This window comes from Inquilinus sp. (assembly GCF_057815775.1).
The window spans coordinates 1-3374 of sequence record NZ_JBYRFX010000062.1; the positions used below are offsets into that span (position 1 = coordinate 1).

Here is a 3374-nt window from a genome sequence, read left to right on the forward strand (position 1 = left end):
GGACGGGAGGGGGAATGGGGCGACCAACGGGGCTCGAACCCGTGACATCTCGGACCACAACCGAGTGCTCTACCAGCTGAGCTATGGCCGCCACAGCGCTAGCGGCGGCTCATATGAGCCATCGCCGTCCCCACGTCAAGCGCAACACAAAGCACGAGGCGCATTCCCGCCTGTCGAAGGCGCATCCGGGCATGACCCGGCCCCGGCAGGGCCACATAGTCGGACCTTCGACACCCCACCGGACGATCAGAAGCGGGAGATGTGATGTTGATTCAAGCGGCCGCCATGGCCAATCTCGGCACCGAAACGGCATTCGATGTTCTGGCACGGGCCCAGGCGCTGGCGGCGCAGGGCAAGGACATCATCAATCTCGGCATCGGCCAGCCGGATTTCCGCACCCCTGAGCATATCGTCGAGGCCGGCGCCAAGGCGCTGCGCGACGGCCATCACGGCTACACCCCGGCCGGCGGCATCCCGGCGCTGCGCCAGGCGGTGGCGGCGGATCTGGAGTCGCGCCGTGGCGTCACCGTCGACCCCGACGACGTGGTCATCATGCCGGGCGGCAAGGTGACGATGTGGTTCGCGATCCTGATGTTCGGCGAGCCCGGGGCCGAGATCATGTACCCGAACCCCGGATTCCCGATCTACGAATCCGCGATCCGCTTCACCGGCGCGACGCCGGTGCCGGTCCGGCTGAAGGAAGAGAACGGCTTCGCCTTCTCGGCCGACGAGGTGCTGGCGCAGATCACCCCGCGCACCCGCCTGCTGATCATCAACAGCCCGGCCAACCCGACCGGCGGCCTGGTGCCGAAGGCGGAGCTCGACCGCCTCGCAGCCGGGCTGGAGCGCTTCCCGCATGTCGCGATCCTGAGCGACGAGATCTACAGCCGCATCCTCTATGACGGGCAGGAGCACAGCTGCTTCCTGTCGTACCCGGCCCTGCGCGACCGGGTCATCCTGCTGGACGGCTGGTCGAAGACCTATGCCATGACCGGCTGGCGGCTGGGCTGGAGCGTCTGGCCCAAGGCGCTGCGCGAGGGTGCGACGCGGCTGGCGGTGAACTCGCATTCCTGCGTCAACGCCTCGGCGCAATATGCCGGCCTGGCCGCGCTGCAGGGGCCGCAGGACGCGGTCGACACCATGTGCGACGCCTTCGCCGAGCGCCGCCGCGTCGTAGTCGCGGCGCTGAACAAGCTGCCGGGCATCCGCTGCATCGAGCCGGGCGGCCCCTTCTATGCCTTCCCGAACATCAGCGGCACCGGCCTGTCGGCCAAGGTGCTGCAGACCAAGCTGCTGGATGATTGCGGCATCGCCACCATCGCCGGCACCAGCTTCGGCGCCATGGGCGAAGGCTTCCTGCGCCTGTCCTATGCCAACAGCGTCGAAAACATTGAACGGGCGATGGACCGGATGGCCAAAGCCCTGCCCGAACTGATCGACGCCTAAAGAAGCATCACGTTGCCTAAATTTTAACCTGACGCCCTGGCAGCCAGCGTCGACAATGCGGAGTCGACGTCTGGCATGCCACTTGCTTACCATTGTCGCGAGAGCGTTCCGCACCCGGCGGTGGCGCGCAAACGATCCAGGAACGGTTCCGAACCCATGAAGAAAGTCGAAGCGATCATCAAGCCGTTCAAGCTCGACGAAGTGAAGGAAGCCCTTCATGAAGTCGGGATCAAGGGCATCACGGTCACCGAGGCGAAGGGGTTCGGCCGCCAGAAGGGCCATACCGAACTTTATCGCGGCGCTGAATACGTGGTCGATTTCCTGCCCAAGGTGAAGGTCGAAGTGGTCATGGAGGACAGCTTGGTCGAACGTGCGATCGAGGCGATCCAGCAGGCCGCCCAGACCGGCCGGATCGGCGACGGCAAGATCTTCGTCACCCCGGTCGAGGAAGTGATCCGTATCCGCACCGGTGAAAAGGGCGCCGACGCCATCTGAGGTCGGCCCCAGCTCTACCGAACGCGAGCCGCCCAAGAACGTCTCTCGTCAAGAACACTTGCGCACAGTCCAAACACAGGAAGAAAACATCATGGCCGACGGCGTCACCAAAGTTCTCGATCTGATCAAAGAGAACGACGTCAAATACGTTGATTTCCGCTTCACCGATTTCCGCGGGAAGGTGCATCACGTCAGCCAGCACGTCTCGACGGTGGACGAGGACATGCTGACCGACGGCGTCATGTTCGACGGGTCGTCGATCGCGGGCTGGAAGGCGATCAACGAGTCCGACATGATCCTGATGCCGGACACGGCGACGGCGGTCATGGATCCCTTTGCGGCCCAGGCGCAGCTGAACATCACCTGCGACATCCTGGAGCCGGCGACCGGCCAGCCCTACAGCCGCGACCCGCGCTCGATCGCCAAGGCGGCGGAGCGCTACATGACGTCGCTGGGGGTGGGCGACACCGCCTATTTCGGCCCGGAAGCCGAATTCTTCATCTTCGACGACGTGCGCTACCAGCAGGGCACGACCTCGGGCTTTTACTACCTCGACAGCGAGGATGCGTCCGAGAACACCGGCAAGGTCTATCCGGACGGCAACCGCGGCCACCGCGTCCAGCCGAAGGGCGGCTATTTCCCGGTGCAGCCGCTCGACGCCGCGCATGACCTGCGCGCCGAGATGCTGTCGACCCTGGCCGAGATGGGCGTCAACGTCGAGAAGCACCACCACGAGGTCGCCGCCTCGCAGCATGAGCTGGGCATCAAGTTCGAGACGCTGATCAAGAGCGCCGACGCCCTGCAGATGTTCAAGTACGTCGTCCACAACGTCGCCGACGCCTATGGCAAGAGCGCGACCTTCATGCCGAAGCCGGTCAAGGGCGACAATGGCTCGGGCATGCATGTCCACCAGTCGATCTGGAAGGAAGGCAAGCCGACCTTCGCCGGTTCGGGCTACGCCGACCTGTCGGACACCGCGCTGTACTACATCGGCGGCATCATCAAGCACGCCAAGGCGCTGAACGCCCTGACCAACCCGTCGACCAACAGCTACAAGCGGCTGATCCCGGGCTTCGACGCGCTTGCCCTTCGGCGAGGAGACGTAGGGGATGCGGCACGAGGCCGAGCGGTTGCGCGAGGAGTAGGCCAGCAGCACCGGCGCCTCGAAGCCCGGAATCACGCGCTTGTAGGAGTTGGTGCTGGCATTGCAGAAGGCGTTGAGCGCCTTGGCGTGCTTGATGATGCCGCCGATGTAGTAGAGCGCCGTCTCCGACAGGTCGGCATAGCCCGAGCCGGCGAACAGCGGCTTGTTGTCCTTCCAGATCGACTGGTGGCAGTGCATGCCCGAGCCGTTGTCGCCATAGAGCGGCTTCGGCATGAAGGTCAGCGTCTTGCCGTAGCTGTGGGCGACGTTGTGCAGGGTGTACTTGTAC

The 3374-nt window shown here is 64.7% G+C and carries 2 protein-coding genes, 1 tRNA gene and 2 pseudogenes; 3 read left to right on the plus strand and 2 right to left on the minus strand.

Annotated elements, in window-relative coordinates; translation table 11 throughout:
- Nucleotides 1-15 precede the first annotated feature (15 nt).
- Nucleotides 16-91: transfer RNA gene (locus AC3XYG_RS02490), tRNA-His, on the minus strand.
- Nucleotides 92-264: 173 nt separating this feature from the next.
- Between AC3XYG_RS02490 and AC3XYG_RS02495 the strand changes: the two genes are divergently transcribed.
- The 3 genes and pseudogenes from AC3XYG_RS02495 to glnA (AC3XYG_RS02505) form a co-directional block, all read left to right on the plus strand.
- Nucleotides 265-1446: a pyridoxal phosphate-dependent aminotransferase gene (locus tag AC3XYG_RS02495; protein ID WP_489138230.1), complete on the plus strand. Its 1182-nt coding sequence runs from the start codon at nt 265-267 to the stop codon at nt 1444-1446.
- Between the two features lie 156 nt (nt 1447-1602).
- Nucleotides 1603-1941, plus strand: a complete 339-nt coding sequence (locus tag AC3XYG_RS02500) for a P-II family nitrogen regulator (protein WP_489138231.1) — start codon at nt 1603-1605, stop codon at nt 1939-1941.
- A 91-nt stretch (nt 1942-2032) separates the two neighbouring features.
- Nucleotides 2033-3115 (plus strand): annotated as a pseudogene (gene glnA, locus AC3XYG_RS02505) (type I glutamate--ammonia ligase); the annotation flags it as partial.
- On the opposite strand, the pseudogene glnA (AC3XYG_RS02510) reads toward glnA (AC3XYG_RS02505), so the two are convergent.
- A pseudogene (gene glnA / locus AC3XYG_RS02510) lies at nt 3068-3319 on the minus strand (glutamine synthetase); the annotation flags it as partial. The pseudogenes glnA (AC3XYG_RS02505) and glnA (AC3XYG_RS02510) sit on opposite strands and share 48 nt — an antisense overlap.
- Between the last annotated feature and the right edge of the window lie 55 nt (nt 3320-3374).

Bases quoted from the DNA above. Each gene is read 5' to 3' on its own strand.
- AC3XYG_RS02495 (WP_489138230.1), top strand. From the start codon at position 265: ATGTTGATTCAAGCGGCCGCCATGGCCAATCTCGGCACCGAAACGGCA.
- AC3XYG_RS02500 (WP_489138231.1), top strand. From the start codon at position 1,603: ATGAAGAAAGTCGAAGCGATCATCAAGCCGTTCAAGCTCGACGAAGTG.